At 73.8% G+C, this 20,001-nt stretch carries 17 protein-coding genes, 1 rRNA gene and 1 pseudogene; 4 read left to right on the top strand and 15 right to left on the bottom strand.

Going from position 1 to position 20,001, the window contains the following annotated elements; translation table 11 throughout:
- Window positions 1-2 precede the first annotated feature (2 nt).
- Together ACZ7H1_RS14600 and ACZ7H1_RS14595 are read right to left on the bottom strand one after the other, a co-directional pair.
- Window positions 3-1,631, bottom strand: a complete 1,629-nt coding sequence (locus ACZ7H1_RS14600; protein ID WP_470786684.1) for a flavin monoamine oxidase family protein — start codon at window positions 1,629-1,631, stop codon at window positions 3-5.
- Window positions 1,632-1,676: 45 nt separating this feature from the next.
- Window positions 1,677-3,215 (bottom strand): APC family permease, encoded by a 1,539-nt coding sequence (locus ACZ7H1_RS14595; RefSeq protein WP_470786682.1) that lies wholly within the window; start codon window positions 3,213-3,215, stop codon window positions 1,677-1,679.
- 209 nt (window positions 3,216-3,424) lie between these two features.
- On the opposite strand from ACZ7H1_RS14595, the gene ACZ7H1_RS14590 reads away from it, so the two are divergent.
- Window positions 3,425-5,062: a PucR family transcriptional regulator gene (locus tag ACZ7H1_RS14590; RefSeq protein ID WP_470786680.1), complete on the top strand. Its 1,638-nt coding sequence runs from the start codon at window positions 3,425-3,427 to the stop codon at window positions 5,060-5,062.
- 106 nt (window positions 5,063-5,168) lie between these two features.
- Here the strand turns inward: ACZ7H1_RS14590 and ACZ7H1_RS14585 are convergent, their stop codons facing one another.
- Entirely contained in the window at window positions 5,169-5,918 is a 750-nt protein-coding gene (locus ACZ7H1_RS14585) for an SDR family NAD(P)-dependent oxidoreductase (protein ID WP_470786678.1), read from the bottom strand.
- A 98-nt stretch (window positions 5,919-6,016) separates the two neighbouring features.
- Between ACZ7H1_RS14585 and ACZ7H1_RS14580 the strand changes: the two genes are divergently transcribed.
- A complete protein-coding gene (locus tag ACZ7H1_RS14580) occupies window positions 6,017-6,616 on the top strand; it encodes a TetR/AcrR family transcriptional regulator (protein WP_470786676.1) in 600 nt (199 codons plus the stop codon).
- Window positions 6,617-6,673: 57 nt separating this feature from the next.
- Here the strand turns inward: ACZ7H1_RS14580 and ACZ7H1_RS14575 are convergent, their stop codons facing one another.
- From ACZ7H1_RS14575 to ACZ7H1_RS14555, 5 genes are all read right to left on the bottom strand, one after another.
- Complete coding sequence (locus ACZ7H1_RS14575) at window positions 6,674-7,777, bottom strand: glycosyltransferase family 4 protein (RefSeq protein ID WP_470786675.1); 1,104 nt, start codon at window positions 7,775-7,777, stop codon at window positions 6,674-6,676.
- A gap of 269 nt (window positions 7,778-8,046) precedes the next feature.
- The gene (gene recN / locus ACZ7H1_RS14570) at window positions 8,047-9,816 is read right to left on the bottom strand and encodes a DNA repair protein RecN (RefSeq protein WP_470786674.1); all 1,770 of its coding nucleotides are present in this window, start codon (window positions 9,814-9,816) and stop codon (window positions 8,047-8,049) included.
- A 138-nt stretch (window positions 9,817-9,954) separates the two neighbouring features.
- On the bottom strand, window positions 9,955-10,875 hold the full coding sequence (locus tag ACZ7H1_RS14565) for an NAD kinase (RefSeq protein ID WP_470786672.1): 921 nt from the start codon (window positions 10,873-10,875) through the stop codon (window positions 9,955-9,957).
- Window positions 10,872-11,687 carry a TlyA family RNA methyltransferase gene (locus ACZ7H1_RS14560; protein WP_470786670.1) on the bottom strand — a complete coding sequence of 272 codons (816 nt, stop codon included), beginning with the start codon at window positions 11,685-11,687 and terminating at the stop codon, window positions 10,872-10,874. The genes ACZ7H1_RS14565 and ACZ7H1_RS14560 overlap by 4 nt, the downstream gene beginning before the upstream one ends.
- A 7-nt stretch (window positions 11,688-11,694) precedes the next feature.
- Window positions 11,695-11,967, bottom strand: coding sequence for a hypothetical protein (locus tag ACZ7H1_RS14555; RefSeq protein WP_470786668.1), 273 nt, complete (start codon window positions 11,965-11,967; stop codon window positions 11,695-11,697).
- Between the two features lie 85 nt (window positions 11,968-12,052).
- Here ACZ7H1_RS14555 and ACZ7H1_RS14550 point away from each other — a divergent pair, with 85 nt between their 5' ends.
- Window positions 12,053-12,400, top strand: a complete 348-nt coding sequence (locus ACZ7H1_RS14550) for an alkyl sulfatase C-terminal domain-containing protein (RefSeq protein WP_470786667.1) — start codon at window positions 12,053-12,055, stop codon at window positions 12,398-12,400.
- On the opposite strand, the gene ACZ7H1_RS14545 is transcribed toward ACZ7H1_RS14550, so the two are convergent.
- The 4 genes from ACZ7H1_RS14545 to ACZ7H1_RS14530 form a co-directional block, all read right to left on the bottom strand.
- Window positions 12,384-13,310: an ABC transporter ATP-binding protein gene (locus ACZ7H1_RS14545; RefSeq protein WP_470786665.1), complete on the bottom strand. Its 927-nt coding sequence runs from the start codon at window positions 13,308-13,310 to the stop codon at window positions 12,384-12,386. The two genes, ACZ7H1_RS14550 and ACZ7H1_RS14545, sit on opposite strands and share 17 nt — an antisense overlap.
- Entirely contained in the window at window positions 13,310-14,311 is a 1,002-nt protein-coding gene (locus ACZ7H1_RS14540) for a FecCD family ABC transporter permease (protein WP_470786991.1), read from the bottom strand. The genes ACZ7H1_RS14545 and ACZ7H1_RS14540 overlap by 1 nt, the downstream gene beginning before the upstream one ends.
- A gap of 56 nt (window positions 14,312-14,367) precedes the next feature.
- On the bottom strand, window positions 14,368-15,414 hold the full coding sequence (locus ACZ7H1_RS14535; protein ID WP_470786663.1) for a FecCD family ABC transporter permease: 1,047 nt from the start codon (window positions 15,412-15,414) through the stop codon (window positions 14,368-14,370).
- A gap of 76 nt (window positions 15,415-15,490) precedes the next feature.
- A complete protein-coding gene (locus ACZ7H1_RS14530) occupies window positions 15,491-16,528 on the bottom strand; it encodes an HAD hydrolase-like protein (protein ID WP_470786662.1) in 1,038 nt (345 codons plus the stop codon).
- Between the two features lie 86 nt (window positions 16,529-16,614).
- On the opposite strand from ACZ7H1_RS14530, the gene ACZ7H1_RS14525 reads away from it, so the two are divergent.
- Entirely contained in the window at window positions 16,615-17,886 is a 1,272-nt protein-coding gene (locus ACZ7H1_RS14525) for a DUF1015 domain-containing protein (RefSeq protein WP_470786660.1), read from the top strand.
- Window positions 17,887-17,964: 78 nt separating this feature from the next.
- Here ACZ7H1_RS14525 and ACZ7H1_RS14520 read toward each other — a convergent pair whose 3' ends face one another.
- From ACZ7H1_RS14520 to rrf, 3 genes and pseudogenes are all read right to left on the bottom strand, one after another.
- Window positions 17,965-18,768, bottom strand: coding sequence for a tetratricopeptide repeat protein (locus ACZ7H1_RS14520; protein ID WP_470786990.1), 804 nt, complete (start codon window positions 18,766-18,768; stop codon window positions 17,965-17,967).
- 153 nt (window positions 18,769-18,921) lie between these two features.
- Window positions 18,922-19,803: pseudogene (locus ACZ7H1_RS14515) on the bottom strand (hypothetical protein); the annotation flags it as partial.
- A gap of 93 nt (window positions 19,804-19,896) precedes the next feature.
- Window positions 19,897-20,001 (bottom strand): 5S ribosomal RNA (rrf, locus tag ACZ7H1_RS14510); the annotation flags it as partial.

The raw sequence follows: 20,001 nt of genomic DNA, 5'->3' as shown, positions 1-20,001 counted from the left end.
CCTCAGGAGAGGGCGGCGATCACCTCCCGCGCCGCCCTCTCGCCCTCGGTGGCGCCGCCTTCCATGAACCCCTGGAAGTCGTACGAGCAGTGCTCGCCGCCGATGTGGACGTTGCCCTGGGCGGTGCCCTCGTAGCGGGCGTAGCGGTGCAGGTAGCCGACGGGCCAGTACGAGTAGGCGCCGAGGGTGTACGGGTCGCGGTGCCAGGCGGACAGCTGGGCCCTGCCGTTCCACACCGCTGCGGTGCCGGGGAAGAACGCGTCGATGCCGGTGAGCATGCGCCCGGCGAGGCTGCGTACGTACGGGTCGGACTCGGTGGCGAAGGGGGTGGCCGGGGTGAGGGCCCCGGCGAGGCTGCCGCCGCCGTACTGGATCAGGATCCCGGCGGTGCCGGGCTGGACGCGGGTGGTGTCCCAGGTCTGCTGGACGGCGGAGTCGGTGAAGCAGTCGCCGGCCGACACCCCCGGCCAGGTGCCGGTGCCGCGCCACGGGCGGCTGGTGAACTGCATGTTGAGCTTGGTGACGTGGCCCATGCGGGCGTCGCGCAGCAGGTTCCTCATCAGCGGGTCGAAGCCTGCTTGCGAGAGGTCGATGCGCTGGAGCACCGGGAGCGGGACGCAGAGCACGGTGTGGTCGGCGACGACCGTGCGGGTGGCCCCGGAGTCGTCGAAAGTGAGCGTCTGGGTGCCGTCGGAGTGGGCGCGCACGGCGGTCAGCGCCCGGCCCGGCACCAGGGTGCCCGGGGCCAGGGCCCGGGCGATGGCGTTCGGGAGCCGGTCGTTGCCGCCGGTGATGTGGTAACGCTCGTTGGACAGGCCCCAGATGTTGAAGTGCCCGGGATTGGTCTGATAGCCCATCAGCAGCACGAGGGCCAGGGCGGACTGGCGGTCGGTGTCGGCGCCGTACTCGACGTTGTAGGCGACGTCGATGAACCGGCCGAGCCGGGAGGAGTGGCCGCCGGGGACGCGGGTCTCGATCCACTCGTACAGGGTCATGTCGTCGAGGGCGGTGCCGGTGGGCGTGGTGGAGTTCCACGCCACCTCGCCGGCCTCCTGGAGGTCGCGGCGCAGGGACTGGTAGACGGCCTTGAAGTCCTCGTCGGCCTGCTCCCGCGGGTAGTAGCCGCCGTCGAACCACAGGACTTCCTCGGCGCCGTTCGGCCCTCCGCCGAGGAAGTCCTCGGCGGGCAGGCCGAAGCGGCGGCACAGTTCCAGGATCTTCTTGTGGCTGGTGTCGATCAGCTCGCCGCCGATCTCGGAGGTCTGGCCGTGGGTCCAGTGGCCGCGCTGGGTCCACATCCGCCCGCCGACCCGGTCGGGGTTCGCCTCGTAGAGGGTGCAGGCGAATCCGGCGTCCTGGAGGGTGAGGGCGGCGGTGAGCCCGGCGATGCCGGCGCCGACGACGGCGATGCGCGGGTTTCCGGCGGGAGGCGGCTTGGGGGCGGTGTCGGCGGCGGCCGGTGCGGTGGCGGCGGTCGCGGCCGCCGTGGCGAGGCCGAGGGCCGCGGCGCGGGCGAGCAGTTCGCGGCGGCCGAGGCCGCGCACCTCGGCGGCGGGGAGGCGGAGCCGCCGGGCGGCGGCGTGGTCGGCGGCGAGCCGGCGGAGCGCGTGCATGAGGGGAGTACGGGCCATGGCGGGGTGGCTCCTTCTCAGGCGTGGGCGGTCAGGCGCGGGCGGTCAGGCGTCGGCGGGCGCCGACGGGCGCGGGCCGACGGTGGTGGGGGCGGGGTCGTCGGTGCGCTCGGCCGAGTCCTCCAGGACGATCCGGCCGATGATCTCGTAGCGCTCGGGGGCCTTCTTCTTGAGCCACAGGCCGAGTGCCAGGCCGCCGAGGAAGACAGCGCCGACGATCCAGGGGATCAGCTCGAAGAAGAGGGAGCCGGCGGCGAGTCCCGCCGCGGTCTCCATGTTGACCACGAGGAGGACCACGACGGCCGTCATCCCGATGCCGCCGAGCAGCGGGGCGGTCAGGGTGCGGAACCAGTGCCGGTCCTCGGGATGGTTCTTGCGGAAGTACCCCACGACGGCGAAGGAGCACAGCGTCTGGACGATGAGGATCGCCATCGTGCCGAGGATCGCGAGCAGCGTGTAGAGGTGGACGTACGGGTCCTGGCCGGTCAGCCAGAAGCCGGCCACCAGGGCGGTGGCGATCGCGGTCTGGACGACCGAGGCGAGGTACGGCGACCCGTGCCGGGGGTGCGTGCGGCCGAGCCCGGGGTGCAGGAATCCCTCGCGGCCGATGGCGTACAGGTAGCGGGCGGCGCACTGGTGGAAGGCCATGCCGCAGGCGAACGACCCGGTGAGCAGCAGCCACTGGAAGGCGTCCACGGCCCAGGCGCCGATGAAGGTCCGGGTGGGGGCGAAGAAGAGCTCCAGGGGGCTCGCGGAGGCGGACAGCTTCACGGACTCGGCCAGGCCGTTGCCCGCGATGGTCATCCAGGAGACGAAGATGTAGAAGAGGCCGACGCCGACCACCGATATGAGGGTGGCCCTGGGGATGACCCGCTTGGGGTCGCGGGACTCCTCCCCGTACATGGCGGTGGACTCGAATCCGACCCAGGACCAGAAGGCGAAGAAGAGGCCGAGGCCGGCGGAGGCGCCGGTGAAGGCGTTCGCCGGGACGACCGGCTCGACGGGGATGCCGTCGGGGCCGCCGCCCGCGATCATGACGGCGACTGCGACGGCGAACAGCACGGCGATCTCGGCGACGAGCATGACGCCGAGCGCCTTGGCGGTCAGGTTGATGTCGAAGTGCGCGAGGACGGCGGTGACGGCGATCATGGCCGCCGCGTAGAGGATCCAGGGCAGGTCCAGGCCCAGCTGGTCGTGGACGGTCGTCTTGGCGAAGTAGGCGAAGACGCCGACGATCGACGCCTCGAAGACGATGTAGGCGAGCACGGCGAGCATGCCGGAGGCCATTCCGGCGATCCGGCCGAGGCCGTGCGAGATGTAGCCGTAGAAGGCGCCGGCGGCGGTGATGCGCTTGGCCATGGCCACGTAGCCGACGGCGAAGACGGTCAGGACGAGGGTGGCGAAGAGGTAGCCGGCGGGGGCTCCGGTGCCGTTGCCGAAGCCGACGGCGATGGGGAGGTTGCCGGTCATCGCCGTGATCGGGGCGGCGGTGGCCACGGCCATGAAGACGACGCCGGTCAGGCCGACCGAATTCGGTTTGAGGCGCTGGATCTCACCGGTGGGACTCGTGGAACTCCGAGGCATTTCCGTCCTCTTCCGTTGTGTTCCGTTCGTGCTGCGTGCCCGATGTGGAGGCGCCCACTCTGACGCCGGGTGACGCACGCCACAATCGGCACGTGGTCCGATAATCGCCGTGCAGGGGCGACGAGTTGTCGGGCCGGAGGGGGCCACGCGGGCGCCCGTGACCCCCGGGTGATGTTCTTGGCACAGGGTGGCCGGTACCGTCCCGCGATATGGACAATCAGGGCGGGATCACCGTTCAGCGGGCACTGGAGCTGCCGGGACTGCGCAGCGGTCTTCCGGAGGTCGTCGCCGGGGCGGACCGCCTCGGCCGTACCGTCCGCTGGGTGCACGCGGGCGAGGTGCCGAACATCGCGTCCCTGCTCAAGGGCGGCGAGCTGCTGCTGACCACGGGCCTCGGCCTCGGGACCCGTCCCGCCGAGCAGCGGGCGTTCGTACGCCGCCTCGCCGACCGGGGCATCGCGGCGCTGGTGGTCGAGCTCGGCCCGCGCTTCACCCGCCTCCCGGCGACGATCGTGGAGACGGCCCGCGCGGCCGGCCTGCCCCTGGTACAGCTGCACCGCGAGGTGCCGTTCGTGGCGGTGACCGAAGAGGTCCACACCGAGATCGTCAACGGGCACTACGCCCTGCTCCAGCGCGCCGAGGAAGTGCACCGGCGCTGTACGGAGGCCCTGCTCGGCGGCGGCGGCATCCCCCAGGTCCTGCACATCCTCGCGGACTTCACGGCGAACCCGGTGTTCCTGGAGACCCCCGACGGGCAGCTGCTGTACGCGGCCGCCGGCGGCTCCGGCGAGGTGGGCGCCGACCCGCTCCAGATCTGGGAGGGGCTGCGCGGCCAGCGCGAGGCGCGGGCCGAGGGGCCGCCCGCGAACGCCGTCCTGGTGGACGTGCCCGGCGGCGGCCACGGCACCGGCTCGGTACGGGCCCGGCTGGTGCTGCTCGGGGTCTCGGGCCCGCTGCTCCCGGTGCACCGGATCGCGGCGGAGCGGACCGCGAGCGTGCTCGCCGTCGTCCTGATGCAGGCGCGGCAGGAGGAGGAGCTCGCGGCGCGCGGCCGCGGCGACTTCCTCACCGATCTGGCCGAGGGCCGGATCGCGGCCGACGACGCCCCCGCCCAGGCCCGGGTACTGGGCTTCCGGCCCGGCGAGGGCCCGCTGCTGCCGGTGGTGATGCGGCTGGTGTCCGACCTCGGCCCGTCGGGCAACTGGGCCGTGCTCGCCCGTGCGGTGCTGGAGGAGCTGTCCGCGGTCGGCGTACCGGCACTGCTCGGCGTACGGCCGGTCGAGGGCCGGGTGCCGCTGCTGCTCGGCCTGCGCTCGGACGGCGAGCGGGCGGCCGTCGCGGACCGGGTGGCCGCCGCCCTGCGCGCCGGCGTGGAACGGGCCGGCCTGGACCGCGCCGGCTCCGGCCAGCCGGTGGTCGTCGTGGGCGTCGCGGGCGGCTGGGCCGCGGCCTCGGCGGGGCTGCGCCACGCGGCCGAGACCGCGACCGCCGCCCAGGGTCTGCCGTCCCGTCCCTGGTACGACGCCCGCCGCCTGGACATCGACCTGCTGCTGTGGCGGCTGCGCGAGCACCCGGACCTGGCGGCGTACGTGGAACGGGCCATCGGCCCGCTGCGCACCCACGACCGCACCTCGCGCCCGGCGCTGCTGCCGACGCTCGAGACGTACCTCGCCCATGCGGGGCGCAAGGCGGAGACGGCCCGCGAACTCCACCTGAACCGGCAGACCCTGTACAACCGGCTCGCCCGGATCTCGGAGCTGCTGGGCACGGACCTGGACGACCCGGAGACGGTGCTCTCGCTGAGCCTGGCCCTGCGCGCCCGGCGGCACACCACGCCCTCCTCCTGACGGACCGGAGGGCGTGGCGGCCCGGGCGGCGCGGTCGTACCGGGCGGGGCCGGTGGCCCGGGGCCGGTGGAACCGCGGTCAGGCGTCAGGCGCCAAACGTCAGACCTCAGGCCGTGTAGCCGCCGTCGATGTCGAGGACCGCGCCGGTGATGAACGACGCCCCCGGCCCGGCCAGGAAGGCGATGCCCGCCGCGATCTCCTCCGGCCGGCCGTACCGCCCCATGGCGTTGGACGCGCGCTGTACGTCCGCCAGCGGACCGTCCGGCGGGTTCATGTCCGTCGCCACCGAGCCCGACTGGACGACGTTGACGGTGATGCCCCGGGGCGCCAGGTCCCGGGCCGCGCCCTTGCTGTAGCCGACGAGCGCGGCCTTGGTCGCCGCGTAGTCGGCCACTCCGGTCAGCCCGGGGCGGGCGGCCAGGTTCGAGCCGACGCTGATGATGCGGCCGCCGTCGCCGAGGACGCGGGCGGCGGCGCGGATGCCGGCGGTGACCCCGCCGAGGTTCACCGCGTACTGCCGCTCGATGCCCGCGGTGTCGGCCCCGGCGTCGTCCGTGGCCGCGAAGACGGCCACGCCGGCGTTGTTGACCAGGATGTCGAGCCGTCCGAAGTCGGCGGCCACCGTGTCCACGAGGCCCGCGACCTGTTCCGGGTCGGCCTGGTCGGCCCGGTACGCGGCGGCCCGTACTCCGGACGCGGCCAGTTCGGCGGCCACCGCCTCCGCCTTGTCCGCCGACGCGGCGTAGCTGATCGCGACGGCGGCGCCTTCGGCCGCCAGCGCCCGCGCGGTGGCCGCGCCGATCCCCCGCGAACCGCCCGTCACCAGAGCGACCTTGCCTTCGAGTCGTGCACGCACAGCCAGAACTCCCCACTTCTGTACCGATCGGTATTGAACTCGGCCCACGGTACTATATCGATCGGTACACAATCGACCGGGCAGGCGGGAGAGCAGCGATGAGCACGGGGCGACCCCGCGAGTTCGACCTCGACGAACGCCTGGACCGGGCCATGGCGGTGTTCTGGCGCCAGGGCTACGAGGGCGCCGCCCTCTCGGACCTGACGGAGGCGATGGGCATCAGCCGGCCCAGCCTCTACGCCGCCTACGGCAACAAGGAGTCGCTGTTCCGCCGCGCCGTCGAGCGGTACGTCGCCGGGCCCGCCGCGCACATCGGCGAGCCGGCGGACGCGCCGACCGCCCGCGCGGCCGTCGAACGCCTGCTGCGGGGCGCGGTGCAGGTCACCACTTCCCCCGGGAACCCGTCGCGCGGCTGCCTGGTGGTGCAGGGCGCCCTCGCCACCGGCGAAGGGGCGGCCGTGGTCCGCGAAGAGCTCGCGGCGCGCCGCAGGGCGGGCGAGGAGCAGTTGCGGGACCGGTTCGAGCGGGCCGCGGCGGAGGACGAGCTCCCGCCGGGATCGGACCCGGCCGCCCTCGCGCGCTACGTCACGACGCTCCAGTACGGGATCGCCGTCCAGGCGGCGGGCGGCGCCGCGTCGGAGGACCTGTACGCCCTGGTGGACACCGTCCTGGCCACCTGGCCGCCGACGCCCCGCTGACCCGGGCCGGGCCGCCTGCGGCAGCGGCGGCCCGGCGGGCCCGTGCCCCGCCCCGGCTCAGCGGACGGCCCGCTCCTTCAGTTCGTCGTAGACGGACAGGACCTGCGCCACCGTGTCGTCCTCCGTCGGCCAGGTCGCCGCCTGGACCGGCCCCGCCGCCGCGAGCGCCTCGCGCCGCCCCGGCTCGGCCAGCAGCCCCGTCACGGCCGCGGACAGCGCCCCGGCATCGCCGTACGGCACCAGCTCCGCCGCGTCGCCCACCAGCTCGGGCACCCCGCCCACGGCCGTGGCGACCAGCGGCACCCCCAGCCGCAGGGCCTCCTGGGCGAGCAGGGACCTGGCCTCCCAGCGGCTCGGCAGCACGGCCACGTCCGCGGCGCCCAGCAGGTCCGCCACGTCCGCGCGCCGCCCCAGCAGCCGTACGGGCAGCCGCTCCGCCTCGATCCGCCGGGCCAGCGCCGCACGCTGCGGCCCCTCCCCCGCGATCACCAGCAGCGGTGCGGGCTCCAGGGCCCGCCACGCCCGGGCGGCGTCCAGCAGCAGGTGGTACCCGCGGCGCGGCACCAGACTGCCCACGGCGATGACCATCGGCCGCCCCACGGCGCCCAGTTCGGCCCGCGCCTTCGAGTCCTGGCCGCGCGCGACGGCGCGCCGGGTGCCCGGGACCGTCACCGCCGCCAGCCGGGCGTCGCGCGCCCCGCGCCGCCGCGCCTGGTCCACCTGGTCGGAGGAGGTGCCCAGCACGACCGCGGCCGCGCGGGCCACCCGCCGCTCCAGCAGCCGGGTCAGCTGGCCGAGCGGGCCCTCCGCGGCGGGCCCGGTGTGCCAGGTCACCACCAGCGGCACCCGCTGCCCGCGCAGCGCCAGGGCGGCCCGCATCCCGGCGTGCACCCCGTGCGCGTGGACGATGTCGGCCCCGGCGCACGCGGCCCGCAGTGCGCTCACGGCCGGCGGCGCGACATGGGCGCCCGCACCGGCGAAGTCGTACTCCCCCTCGGTCGCGGCGGGCGCGCACACCGTCACCCGCACGCCGCGCGCGGCGAGCCCCGTCGTCAGGGACCGCACGTGCGCGCTGCTGCCCGCGCTGCCGCCGCCGAGCACCTGGACGGTGCGCAGCGGCGTACGCCCGTACGGCGGAAGCGGAACCGGTGTGCTGCTCACGTGCCGGAGCTCCTGGGTGAGGAAGAAGAGACGCGCTCAGGATGCCAGCCCGCACGCGCGTTCCGGGGCCGTCCGGGTGCGGATCCCGTACGAGATACCGTCACATTCCTTCAGGGATCACCCACATGGGTGACACCTCAGGCGCACGTACGACCTGACGCCGCGCCCGCGCGGGCCCCGCGCCGCCGCGAACTGCACCGCACCGCACGGCCGGACCGGAAAGCGGAACCACCTCCGAACCACCCCGGACGCGATGCCGGTCGCCGCTTCTAGGCGTCCGCGCGGGCTGCCGCGAGGAGTTCCTCGGCGTGGGCACGTGCGGTCTGCGAGTCCTCCTGGCCCGCCAGCATCCGGGACAGCTCGCGCACCCGGTCCTCGCCTTCGAGCACGGTCACACCGCTGCGGGTGACCGACCCGTCGTTGGTCTTCTCGACGAGCAGCTGCCGGTCCGCGAAGGCCGCCACCTGCGGCAGGTGCGTGACGACCACGACCTGCGCGGTCTTCGCGAGCTTCGCCAGGCGCCGGCCGACCTCGACGGCCGCCTTGCCGCCGACTCCCGCGTCCACCTCGTCGAAGAGGTAGGTGGGGACGGGGTCGGAACCGGCGAACACCACCTCGACCGCCAGCATCACGCGGGACAGCTCGCCGCCGGAGGCGCCCTTGGCGATGGGGCGCGGCTGCGCACCGGGGTGCGGGGCGAGGAGCAGTTCGACCTCGTCCGTGCCCGTGGGCCCGTACGCGACCGGCCGGCCGCCGACCTCGACGCCGTCGGCGGGGTCCTCGACCCCGGCCTGCCGGATGTCGATGGTGACGCGGGCGTGCGGCATCGCCAGCGAGGCGAGCTCGGCCGTGACGGCGGCGGCGAACCGCTCCGCCGCCTCGGTCCGGGCGTCCGTCAGCGCCTGCGCCAGGCCGGACAGTTCGGCGCGCAGCCCGTCGCGCTCGGCCGTGAGCTCCGCGATCCGGTCGTCGTCGCCGTCGAGTTCGGTGAGGCGCGCCGCGCCCCGCTCGGCCCAGGCCAGCACGCCGTCGATGCCCTCGGGCCCCTCGGCGTCCGTGCCGTACTTGCGGGTGAGCTGCGTGAGCGCGGACCGCCGCTCCTCCACCGCCGCCAGCCGCAGCGGGTCGGCGTCGAGGTCGTCGGCGTACCCGGCCAGCTCTCCGGCCACGTCCGCGAGGAGGATCCCGAGCTCGCCGATCCGCTCGGCGAGCGCGCCGAGCTGCGGGTCGTGCGACCGTACGGTCTCCAGCGCCCGGTGCGCCCCGGCGACCAGCGTGTTCGCGTCGACGCCCTCGGGGTCCTCCGGATTGCCCGCGAGCGCGGCGTGCGCGAGCGCGGCCGCGGCGGCGAGGGACTCGGCGTGGCCGAGGCGCTCCGCCTCCGCCGCGAGCTCGGCGTCCTCGCCTGGCCGGGGCTCGACCGCGGCGACCTCGTCGAGCCCGAAACGCAGCAGGTCGGCCTCCTGGGCGCGTTCGCGGGCCCGGGTGGTGAGGGTGTCCAGTTCGGTGGCGGCGGCCCGCAGACGGCGGTAGGCGGCCGTGTACTTCTCCAGCGGGACGGCCACGGCGTCACCGGCGTAGCGGTCCAGCGCCTGACGCTGCCGCGCGGGCCGCAGCAGGCCCTGCTGATCGGTCTGGCCGTGGACGGCGACCAGGTCGTCGGCGAGCTCGCCGAGCAGGCCGACGGGTACGGAGCGGCCGCCCAGGTGCGCCCGGGAGCGGCCCTCGGCGGAGACGGTACGGCTGATCAGCAGGGCACCCTCGTCCAGCTCGGCGCCCGCTTCCTCGGCCCGCAGCGCGGCGGGCGCGTCCGGGCGCATGACGATGCGGCCCTCGACGACCGCTGCCTTGGCACCGACCCGTACGAGAGCCGGGTCCGCGCGGCCGCCGAGCAGCAGCCCGAGGCTCGTGACGACCATCGTCTTGCCCGCGCCGGTCTCGCCGGTCACCGCGGTGAATCCGGGCGACAGCTCCACCACCGCGTCGTCGATGACCCCGAGCGACCGTATCCGCATCTCCTCAAGCACGCCCAAGACCATACCGAGGTTTCACCGGTGCCATGTGACGCCGCAGCGTGACCTGTCACCGAACGGGCGGAACCGCCCGGTGGAGGTGACCCCGCCCCGGTCCGGTCGTTGGACTCGGCCGCCCGCGCGGCCGCAGCCCCGCGGCCGCTCTCAGTGCGGTGCGCCGCGCCAGCCGGACACCGGGAGGGCGAACTTCGCCACCAGGCGGTCCGTGAAGGACGCGTGGTGCAGCCGGGCGAGCCGGACCGGGACGGCGCCACGGCGGACCTCCACGCGGGCTCCCGCGGGCAGCTCCAGGGTGCGGCGCCCGTCACACCACAGGACGCCGTGCGGGGTGCCCGTCTGGACCTCGACGGCGAGCACGGAGGTCGGCGAGGTCACCAGCGGCTTCGCGAAGAGCGCGTGGGCGCTGATCGGCACCATGAGCAGGGCTTCCACCTCGGGCCACACCACCGGCCCGCCGGCCGAGAACGCGTACGCCGTGGAGCCGGTGGGGGTCGCGCAGACGATCCCGTCGCAGCCGAAGCCGGTCACGGGCCGCCCGTCGATCTCCAGGACCACTTCGAGCATCCGCTCGGGGGACACCTTCTGCACGGCGGCCTCGTTCAGCGCCCAGTCGGTGTGGACGACGTCGCCGTTGGTGCGCACCACCACGTCGAGCGTCATCCGCTCTTCGACCTCGTACGACCGGGTGACCACCCGGTCCACGACCTTGTCCAGGTCGTCGCGCTCCGCCTCCGCGAGGAAGCCGACGCGGCCCAGGTTGACCCCGAGCATCGGGACCCCCGAGCTGCGCGCGAACTCCGCGCCGCGCAGCAGCGTCCCGTCGCCGCCCAGCACGATCAGCAGTTCGCAGCCGTCGAGCACCCCGGGCGTCGCCTCGGCGACCAGTTCGACCTCGTCGGGCAGCGGAAGGTCCGCCGCCTCGTGTTCGAGGACCCGTACCCCCAGCCCGCAGCGCAGCAGTCCCTTGACGACCAGCTCCGCACTGCGGATCGCGGCCGGACGCCCGGTGTGCGCGAGCAGGAAAACAGTCCGCGCCTGTGCGGAACCTGTCGTTTCAGTTGTCACCGCGGCCCCTCCGCCACTGCACGGTCAACATCCGCCGGGTCGAGTGCCGGTGCCCCCGCCCGCATCCACAGAAAGTACTCGACGTTCCCCGAGGGCCCCGGCAGGGGACTCGCGGTCACGCCGAGCACGCCGAGCCCCAGCTCCCCCGCCTGCCGTGCCACCTCGCGCACCGCCTCGGCCCGCAGCTCCGGGCTGCGGACCACGCCGCCGCTGCCGAGCCGGTCCTTGCCCACCTCGAACTGCGGCTTGACCATCAGCACCAGGTCCGCGCCGGGCGCGGTGCAGCGCACCAGGGCCGGCAGGACCAGGCCGATGGAGATGAAGGAGAGGTCGCCGACGACCAGGTCCACGGGGACCCCGTCGATCTGCTCGGTCGTCAGCTCGCGGACGTTCGTGCGGTCCTTCACGGTGACCCGCTCGTCGCTCTGCAGCGACCAGGCGAGCTGGCCGTAGCCGACGTCGACGGCGACGACGTGGGCGACGCCCGCCCGCAGCAGCACGTCCGTGAAGCCGCCCGTCGAGGCGCCCGCGTCGAGGGCCCGCCGTCCTTCGACGCGCAGGCCGAGCGGGGTGAAGGCCGCGAGGGCCCCGGCCAGCTTGTGGCCGCCGCGGGAGACGTAGTCGGGGTCGTCGTCGTCCTCGAGGACGACGAGCGCGGCGCTCGTCTCGACCTGCGTGGCGGCCTTGGTCGCGGTGGCGCCGCCGACGGTGACCCGCCCCGCGGCGATCAGCTGGGCCGCGTGCTCCCGCGACCGGGCCATCTTGCGGCGCACCAGTTCGGCGTCCAGGCGGCGGCGTGCCACTCCTGCCACGTTCGGTTCAGCTCCTGTTTTCGTACGGACCAGAGGCGGGGTTCGCGTCGAGCGCGGTCAGCGCGTCACGCAATCCCCTGTGCACATCCTCGTACACCTCGACGTGGCCATCCGCCGGGAGGTGGTCGGCATCGGCCAGCCGCTCCAGCCCGGCGTCGATCTCGGGCCGGCCGGTGGGGGTGCGCTCCACCCCGAGCGGGGCGGCCGCGTGCCCCGGCCCGTGATCGGTGCCGGTGCCGGTGCCCGTGTCGGTGCCCGTGTCGGGCGAGGGGTCGGTCATGCCACGACGCTACCGCGAAGCTCACGTGTGACGGTGCAATGTGACCGGTCAGCGTGCACGACCCTGAGGTACGGTCGGGAACACCATGGCAACGATCGAACAGTGTCGGCACGCACTCGACAAGCTCTCCGACAGCATGGCGCGCGCCGACGGCGACGTGCGGGACGCGACCGCGCTCAACCGCTCCCTCAGCTGCCACATCACCGATCTGGACAGCACCTTCCGCGGGCGGCTGGAGAACGGCCGGATCCATGTCGACGCCACCGAGCCGGGCCCGCCCCGCAGCAAGGCGCAGATCCGGCTCGCGATGTCCGGCGACGACCTCGTCGCCCTGGTCGGCGGCGAGCTGAACTTCGCGAAGGCCTGGGCCTCCGGCCGGGTCAGGCTGGAGGCAGGCTTCCGCGACCTGCTGCGCCTCAGGACGCTGCTGTGACCACCGGGGCCTTGCCGCGGGCCTGCCGCGCGGCCGGCACCACGAGCGGGGTGCCCGTCTCCGGGTCGTCGATGATCTGACAGCGCAGCCCGAAGACCTCCTCGACGAGCCCGGCCGTCACGATCTCGCCCGGCGCACCTTCCGCGACCACCTTCCCGGCGCGCATCGCGATCAGGTGGGTGGCGTAGCGGGCCGCGTGGTTGAGGTCGTGCAGCACCGCGACCAGCGTCCGCCCCTGCTCCTCGTGCAGCTCCGCGCACAGGTCGAGGACGTCGATCTGGTGCTGGATGTCCAGGTACGTCGTCGGCTCGTCGAGCAGCAGCAGGGGCGTCTGCTGCGCGAGCGCCATCGCGATCCACACCCGCTGCCGCTGGCCGCCCGACAGCTCGTCGACGGCCCGGTCGGCCAGCTCGGCCACTCCGGTGGAGGTCATGGATTCGAGGACGATCCGCTCGTCCTCGGGAGACCACTGGCGCAGCAGCCCCTGGTGCGGGTACCGGCCGCGCGAGACCAGGTCGGCCACGGTGATGCCGTCGGGCGCGATCGAGGACTGGGGCAGCAGGCCGAGGGTCTTCGCGACCTTCTTCGCCGGCAGGGAGCCGATGGCCTGCCCGTCGAGCAGCACCCGCCCGGCGGACGGCTTCAGCATCCGCGAGAGCGCGCGCAGCAGGGTCGACTTGCCGCAGGCGTTGGGCCCCACGATCACGGTGAAGGAGTTGTCGGGTATCTCGACCGACAGGTTCTCGGCGATGACCCGCTGGTCGTAGCCGAGGGTGACGTTCTCCGCGGTCAGCCGCTGCACTTCCGTACTCCTTGAACCACTCGAACCCTGCGAACCATTCGAACCCTGCGATTCCCGCGAACCCTGCGACCCCTGCGAACCGGGCAAGCCACTGGGACGACGTGCCATCAGATCCGCCCCGCCTTGCGCTCGGAGACCAGCAGCCACAGCAAGTAGACGCCGCCGACCAGCCCGGTCACCACACCCACCGGCAGCTGGTCGGCCCCGAAGGCCTGCTGCGCGGCCCAGTCCGACGCCACCAGCAGCACGGCGCCCATCAGCGCCGACGACAGCAGGTTCGACCCCGGCGACCGGGTCAGCCGCCGGGCCAGCTGCGGAGCCGCCAGCGCCACGAACGCGATCGGCCCCGCGGCCGCGCTCGCCGCCGTGGTCAGCATCACCGCCGCGATCATCAGCAGCATCCTGGTCCGCTCGACCTTCACACCCAGCGCGTACGCCGCGTCGTCGCCCATCTCCATGATCCGCAGAGTCCGCCCCCGGCTGAGGATCAGCGGGAACAGCACCGCGCACGTCGCGAGCAGCGGCCACACCTGGGCCCAGTCACGGCCGCTCAGCGAGCCGGTCAGCCACACCGTGGCGCGGGCCGCGTCCACGTATTTCGCCTTGGTCAGCAGGTACTGGATCACCGCGAGCAGGATCGCCGAGCAGCCGATGCCGACGAGCACGAGCCGGTAGCCGTGCACACCCTGCTTCCAGGCCAGCAGGTACACCCCGACGCCGGCGACCAGTCCGCCCAGCAGCGCACCCCCGGCGACGGCCGTGGCCCCGGCGTGGAAGAGCACGATCGCGACGAGCGCGCCCACCGCCGAGCCGTAACTGAAACCCAGGATGTCGGGCGACGCGAGCGGGTTGCGGGACACCGACTGGAAGACCGCGCCGGCCATCCCGAGCGCGGCCCCGACGAGCAGCCCCACCAGCACCCGCGGCATCCGCAGGTCCCGGACGATGAACTCGTCCGACGGATAGCCGTTGCCCATCAGGGTCTTCACGACGTCCACCGGCGCGATCGGGTAGTCCCCCGTACCGATCAGGAAGACGGCCGCCAGCAGCGCGGCGGCCAGCAGCAGCACTCCGGCCGCCACCGCCCGCGGCTCGACCCGCAGCGACATCCCGCCGGGCGCGCGCAGGGCCCGCGGCCGGGGGTTTCCGGCCCGCAGTTTCACGGTCACAGCTGAGCCATCCTCTTGCGCCGTACCAGGTAGATGAAGACGGGCCCGCCGATGAGCGCGGTGACGATGCCCACCTGAAGTTCCGCGGGCCGGGTGACGACCCGCCCGATCACGTCCGCGCCGAGGAGCAGCACCGGTGACAGGACCGCCGAGTACGCCAGCAGCCACCGCAGGTCGGGCCCGGTGAACAGCCGCGCGAAGTGCGGGATCATCAGGCCGATGAAGACGATCGGCCCGCAGGCGGCGGTGGCCGCACCACACAGCAGTGTGATGGCCGCCATGGCACCGATGCGGGTGCGCGTCAGATGGGCGCCCAGTGCCCGCGCCGTGTCGTCGCCCATCGCCATCGCGTTCAGCGGCCGCCCCAGGCACAGCGCCAGCACGGCGCCGACCACGATGAACGGCGCCACCTGCCGGACGGTGTCCATGTTCGCGGAGGCCAGCGAGCCGACCGTCCAGAACCGGAGCTTGTCCAGCGCCTTGGAGTCCATGAGCTGCACGGCGTTGATGTAGCCGACGAGCGCCGCGCTGGCCGCGGTCCCGGCCAGTGCGAGCCGCACCGGTGTCGCACTGCGGCTGCCGCCGAGCACGTACACGAGGACCGAGACCGCCGCGGCGCCCGCGAAGGCGTACCAGACGAACTCGCTAAGCGAGGAGGCCCCGAGGAAGCTGATGGCCGAGACCACGGCGGCCGCGGCGCCCGCGTTCACGCCCAGGATGCCCGGCTCGGCGAGCGGATTGCGGGTCAGCGCCTGCATCACCGCGCCCGACAGGCCGAGCGCCAGCCCGACCAGCAGCCCGAGCAGGGTCCGCGGCACCCGCACGTCGCGTACGACCACGTCCGTCACGGTGCCCGAGTAGTGGAACAGGCCGTGCCAGACCTGGTCCAGCGGCATCTGACGGGCGCCCACGGCAATGCTCGCGGTCGCGATCACCGCCAGCAGGGCGAGCGAGGCCAGCAGACCTGCGGCACGCACCGTATGACGGGAGCGGGGCGCGGCAGCCGGCGCGGCGCTCTGTTCTGGGGGACTCTCGACCAACACGGAGGTTAGGTTAGCCTACCCTCCTGACCGGACGAGAGCCCGGGATGATCACAGCTGCCGCGGCAACTCCCCGCGCTCACAGTCCGAGCCGTACCAGCGCCTTTCCGGCGTCCAGCGTGCAGGACCCCTCCCCCGCACGGGTCCAGGCCGCCGCGCACAGCGCCCGCAGCCCGTCCATCGGCTCCCCGCTCCCCTCGTCGCCGTCGAGCACGAGCTCACCACCGCGCGCCGCCGCCGTCCAGCCCCCGCAGCGGAAGCCGTCCCCGGCCTCCGTGACCTCCGGCTGCCCGGTCAGCAGCCCCCGCAGGTCCGCGTCGACGTACGTCGGCCGGTACTTCGGCTCCGCCGCCAGCAGCAGCGCCGCGTCCGTCACCCCCGTCAGCACGAGCAGCGAGTCCACGTCGCCGTTGAACGCACCCTCGATGTCCGTGTCCAGCCGGTCCCCCACCACCAGCGGCCGCTCGGCACCGGTCCGCAGGATCGTCTCGCGGTGCATCGGGGGCAGGGGCTTCCCCGCCACCTGCGGCTCCGCACCCGTGGCGATCCGTACGACCTCCACGGCCGCGCCGTTGCCCGGCGCGATCCCCCGCGCACTGGGAATCGTCAGGTCGGTGTTGGACGCGAACCACGGCACGCCCCGCGCGATCGCGTACGCCGCCTCCGCGAAGCGCCCCCACGCCAGGTCCGGCCCGCCGTACCCCTGCACCACCGCGGCCGGCCCGTCGTCCGCCGACTCGACCGGCACCAGCCCCCGCTCGCGCAGCGCGACCCGCAGCCCCTCCCCGCCGATCACCAGCACCTTCGCACCGGCAGGCACCTGCTCCGCGATCAGCCGGGCCACCGCCTGCGCCGACGTGATCACGTCACCGGCCACGGTCGGGATGCCCAGCTCGGTCAGGTGCTCGGCGACCGCGTCGGGCGTACGCAGCGCGTTGTTCGTGACGTACGCGAGGTGCATGCCGTCCGCCCGCGCCGCCCCCAGCGACGGCACCGCGTGCGCGATCGCCCGGCCCCCGGCGTACACCACGCCGTCGAGGTCCAGCAGAGCCGTGTCGTACGCCTGGTGGAGGCTGCGCGCGCTGCCCGCGGGCCTGGTCCTGCTCTGCCGGATCATCCTGTCCGCTCCTCATACGAATACGCCTGATTCAGTACGCCTCCCCCGATCATCCCGCATCGCGAGACGCGACTTACCATGCATCAATGACCACACCTCGGCCTGCAGAGCAGGGACTGCGTCTGATCCCGTTCCATGGACTGCGCTACGTCCCCGAGCGGGTCGGCAGCCTCGCCGCCGTCACGTCGCCACCGTATGACGTCGTCGTACGGCCGGACGGTCTGAACCACCTCGAATCCGCGGACCCGCACAACATCGTCCGGCTGATCCTCCCGCAGGCCGACACCCCCGAGGCCCGCAACGCCCAAGCCGCGCAGACCCTGAGCGACTGGCTCGCCGAGGGCGTCCTCAGCCCCGATCCCGCCCCCGCCCTGTACGTGTACGAGCAGCAGCGCGGCGAGCTGCTCCAGCGCGGGGTGATCGGCGCGCTGGCCCTCTCGGGCGCGGAGGCGGGCATCGTCCTGCCCCACGAGGACGTCATGCCGCACGTCGTCACCGACCGCGCGGGCCTGATGCGCGCGACGTCCGCCAATCTGGAGCCGCTGCTCCTGACGTACCGCAGCGACGGCGCGCACACCGGCGCGGCCGCGGTGGTCGAGGAGACCGTGCAGCGCGAGCCGCTGCTGTCGACGACCACCGAGGACGGCTTCCACCACCGGCTGTGGGCGATCACCGACCCCGCCGGCTTGGAGCTGGTGACCACCGACCTGGCCCGCCGCCAGGCCCTCATCGCCGACGGCCACCACCGCTGGGCCACCTACCTGCGGCTCCAGTCCGAGCACGAGGGCGCGGGCGAGTGGGACTTCGGCCTGGTCCTCCTCGTGGACACGGTCCGCTACCCCCTCCAGGTCCGCGCCATCCACCGGATGCTGCGGCGGCTCCCGGTCGGTGACGCGCTGGCCGCACTGGAGGGCTCGTTCCGCATCCGCCCGGTCGACGGCCCGCTGGAGCACGCCATGGCGTCCCTGGGGGCGGCGGCGGCCGAGGGCAACGCCTTCCTCCTCGCCGGGGACGGTACGTTCCACCTTGTCACCGACCCGGATCCGGAGCTCATCGAGCGTACGGTCCGGCGCGACCGCCCCGAGGCCTGGCGCCGCCTCGACGCGACGATCCTGCACGCCACCCTGCTCGACCACCTGTGGCACATCCCCGACTCGCCCGAGCACATCGCGTACATCCACGACACCGAGGCCTCGGTGGAGATGGCCGAGCGGCACGGCGGCACGGCGGTGCTCCTGCACCCGGTCCGGGAGGACGTGGTGCTGGACCTGGCCCGCCAGGGCGTGACGATGCCGCGCAAGTCGACGTCGTTCGGCCCCAAGCCGGCGACCGGCCTGGTCCTGCGCAGCCTGACCTGAGGCCGGCCCGGACACCCCGGACACGACGAAGGGCGGTATCCCCTGCGGGATACCGCCCTTCTCTCAGTCCGCCGGCCCTCAGGCCTTGGTGTCGTCGCCGTCCGCGTCGGACTCCGACCGGCCGACGGGCTCGTACTCCTCGTCGTCCTCGTCGTAGTACTCGGTCACGTCGCCGGCGGCTTCTGCGGCCGCCACCTCGGCGGCGTCCTCGTCGTCGTCCGCGTCGTCAGCCTCGTCCTCGAGGTCCTGGTCCATGGCGTCGACGAACTCGACCCCGTCCAGCTCGGCCAGACGGTCGGACGCGTCCGTGGCCCCGTCCTTGTCGGCCTCGACGGTCTTCGCGAACCACTCGCGCGCCTCGTCCTCACGGTCGGCGGCGAGGAGCGCGTCGGCGTACGCGTACCGCAGTCGCGCGGTCCACGGCTGCACCGAGCTGGAGGCCAGCTCGGGGCTCTGCAGGGTCACGATGGCGGCGTCGAGCTGCCCCATGTCCCGGCGGGCACCGGCGGCGACGAGCCGCATCTCGACCTGACCGGCCTTGTCGAGCTTCTGCACCTCGGGCTCGCCGGCCATGGCCAGCGCCCGCTCCGGGCGGCCGAGGCCACGCTCGCAGTCGGCCATGACGGGCCACAGCTCCACGGACCCGGTCATCCGGCGGGCGGCACGGAACTCCGCGAGGGCCTCGCTGTACTTCTGCGTGGCGTACGCGGCGAAGCCGGCGGCCTCACGGACGGCAGCCACGCGCGACGCGAGCCGCAGGGCGATGCGCGAGTACGCGTACGCCTGCTCCGGCTCCTCGTCGATGAGTCGGGCGACCATGACCAGGTTGCGGGAGACCTCCTCGGCCAGACCCTTGGGCAGGCTCAGCAGCTCCTGGCGCACATCGGCGTCGATCTCGTCGCCGGTGACGTCCTCGTCGATCGGGAGGCGCTTGACCGGCTCGCGGTCACGGTCGCGGAAGTCGCGGTCGCGGTCCTCGCCGCGCCCGTAGCCACCACGGTCGTCGCGCCCGCGGTACCCGCCGCGGTCTCCACCGCGGTCGTCCCGGCGGTCGTCACGGCCGCGGTACCCGCCACGGTCGCCACCGCGGTCATCGCGGCGCTCGAAGCCACCGGACGGACGGCCGCCACGGTCGTCACGGCGGAAGCCGCCGGACGGACGGTCGTCGCGACGGAAACCACCGCGGTCACCGCCACGGTCGCCACCGCGATCGTCACGGCGATCGAAGCTGCCACCGGGACGGCCGCCACGGTCATCACGACGGTCATCACGACGGAACCCACCCGAAGGACGGTCATCGCGACGGAACCCGCCGCGGTCGCCACCGCGGTCGTCACGGCGCTCGAAGCCGCCCGAGGGGCGGTCGTCACGGCGGAAGCCGCCACGGTCGCCACCACGGTCGCCACCGCGGTCGTCACGGCGCTCGAAGCCGCCCGAGGGGCGGTCGTCACGGCGGAAGCCACCGCGGTCGCCACCGCGGTCGTCATCGCGGCGGAAGGAGGGGCGGTCGTTGTCACGGCGGAAGCCGCCGGAGGGGCGGTCGTCGCGACGGAAACCACCGCGGTCACCGCCACGGTCGCCACCGCCGGTGGGACGCCCGCCACGGTCGTCACGGCGCTCGAAGCTGCCACCCGGACGGCCGCCACGGTCATCACGGCGGAACCCGCCCGAAGGACGGTCATCGCGACGGAAACCGCCACGGTCACCGCCGCCAGTGGGCCGGCCGCCGCGGTCGTCGCGGCGGTAACCGCCGCGGTCACCACCACGGTCACCGCCGCGGTCGTCGCGGCCCCCGCGGTAGCCGCCCCTGTCGCCGCCGTCGCTTCGACGCGGCTCGCGCTCCGGACGATCGTCGGGAGAGTTGGTGGACATGGGTGTGACTCCTGTCTTCGGGGTACCGCAGTCATTCTCGCGCAACCGGCGTGCGGCCGCGCTTCGGCAAAATACAAAACAAAAAAGGACCTTTGGTCCCAGCGTTGAACGCTGGGACCAAAGGTCCTTTGAAAGATTGTTCGGCGGTGTCCTACTCTCCCACAGGGTCCCCCCTGCAGTACCATCGGCGCTGAAAGGCTTAGCTTCCGGGTTCGGAATGTAACCGGGCGTTTCCCTAACGCT

It is taken from the genome of Streptomyces sp. NPDC037401 (assembly GCF_055602345.1).
This window is presented reverse-complemented; position numbering and strand designations above follow the sequence as displayed.

What these genes read in the sequence shown, in the direction of transcription:
- ACZ7H1_RS14540 (WP_470786991.1), bottom strand. Translation starts at nt 14,311, where the DNA reads ATGTCGCTGCGGGTCGAGCCGCGGGCGGTGGCGGCCGGAGTGCTGCTG.
- ACZ7H1_RS14555 (WP_470786668.1), bottom strand. Translation starts at nt 11,967, where the DNA reads ATGACCGACCCCTCGCCCGACACGGGCACCGACACGGGCACCGGCACC.
- recN (WP_470786674.1), bottom strand. Translation starts at nt 9,816, where the DNA reads ATGGTCTTGGGCGTGCTTGAGGAGATGCGGATACGGTCGCTCGGGGTC.
- ACZ7H1_RS14545 (WP_470786665.1), bottom strand. Translation starts at nt 13,310, where the DNA reads ATGGCACGTCGTCCCAGTGGCTTGCCCGGTTCGCAGGGGTCGCAGGGT.
- ACZ7H1_RS14550 (WP_470786667.1), top strand. Translation starts at nt 12,053, where the DNA reads ATGGCAACGATCGAACAGTGTCGGCACGCACTCGACAAGCTCTCCGAC.
- ACZ7H1_RS14600 (WP_470786684.1), bottom strand. Translation starts at nt 1,631, where the DNA reads ATGGCCCGTACTCCCCTCATGCACGCGCTCCGCCGGCTCGCCGCCGAC.
- ACZ7H1_RS14580 (WP_470786676.1), top strand. Translation starts at nt 6,017, where the DNA reads ATGAGCACGGGGCGACCCCGCGAGTTCGACCTCGACGAACGCCTGGAC.
- ACZ7H1_RS14525 (WP_470786660.1), top strand. Translation starts at nt 16,615, where the DNA reads ATGACCACACCTCGGCCTGCAGAGCAGGGACTGCGTCTGATCCCGTTC.
- ACZ7H1_RS14530 (WP_470786662.1), bottom strand. Translation starts at nt 16,528, where the DNA reads ATGATCCGGCAGAGCAGGACCAGGCCCGCGGGCAGCGCGCGCAGCCTC.
- ACZ7H1_RS14590 (WP_470786680.1), top strand. Translation starts at nt 3,425, where the DNA reads ATGGACAATCAGGGCGGGATCACCGTTCAGCGGGCACTGGAGCTGCCG.
- ACZ7H1_RS14595 (WP_470786682.1), bottom strand. Translation starts at nt 3,215, where the DNA reads ATGCCTCGGAGTTCCACGAGTCCCACCGGTGAGATCCAGCGCCTCAAA.